At 29.8% G+C, this 1,091-nt stretch carries 1 protein-coding gene; it reads left to right on the top strand.

The genetic code is table 11. The features are described 5' to 3' along the window. Positions 1–1,091: CAP domain-containing protein (locus B5D16_RS12315; RefSeq protein WP_200804003.1), on the top strand; the 1,091-nt coding region annotated here is incomplete at both ends.

Genomic DNA, 1,091 nt, shown 5'->3' with positions numbered 1-1,091 from the left:
ACATTATATGTTGGCGAAAAACTTAATATCAAAGTTAAGAAGTATACTTCGTCCTCAAAGAAGAAAAAACTTGTATTCAAAAGTAATAATAAGAAAGTTACAGTTACAAAAAAAGGAATAATAGCTGCTAAAAAAGCTGGAAGCGCAAAAGTAACTGTTAAAGCAAAGAATAGTAATAAGAAAACAATTATAAAGGTTAAAGTAAAGAAAGTTCCAAAAGATAAAGTAGTTGGTCTTAATTATAAGGCAAATTGGAGATATAGTAGTTATTATGATTATGCTAAAAGTGATTACTTATTGATTAATGGATGGCCACAATTTGATGAAAATGGTAAGGCAAAAGTAAAGAGTGGAGCGAAAAAGATAAAGTTCAAAAGAAAAGAAGATATTAAAAACTATAAAATATCCTGGCTTGATTTAAATAGAGCAGATGGATACGAAGTACAGAGATGGCATTTCGTAACGGACTGGGATACAAAGGGTCATTGGGAAACTATAAAAGATATTAAAAACAATTATTTTAAATTTTCTGACTTTGACGAAAATGAGTTGGCGAAATTTAGAGTAAGGGCTTATAATATAGTTGACGATGAAAAAATATATTATAAGTCATCAGAAATCTTATCTATAAGAACTGAACATGCTTCGACAGATTATAAAAACCCTTTGATTAATAGATGGATATCAGAAGAAGCATTTTATTTGCAGAATATAGTTAGAAATAAAGCAGGCAGAGAACTACTTAAATGGGATGAAGATTTATATACTTTTGCATGTTATAGAGTAGAAGGAAGAGTAAAAGGATATTATTTGGATCACGGTTGGTCGGATTCTATGTTTGATGCTTTTACAAATAATAGTTATGAACCAGGGACTAATATAGAAATTGAGAATTATTATGGTACATCGTATAGTGCTAGAGATTCGATTTCTGCATGGCAAAATTCTAAAGGACATTATGCATGGATGATATCGAAGCTTGTTAAATATGGTGCTATAGCTATGGGAAGTGGTGAATCATATGCTGTTTTTACTGAAAAAGTTGATAATATGAGAGGTAATACTTCGGAAATTGATTTTGAAGCAATAAA

Origin of the sequence: Eubacterium uniforme (assembly GCF_900167115.1) — a bacterium.
Lineage (GTDB): Bacteria > Bacillota > Clostridia > Lachnospirales > Lachnospiraceae > Eubacterium_S > Eubacterium_S uniforme.
This window is presented reverse-complemented; position numbering and strand designations above follow the sequence as displayed.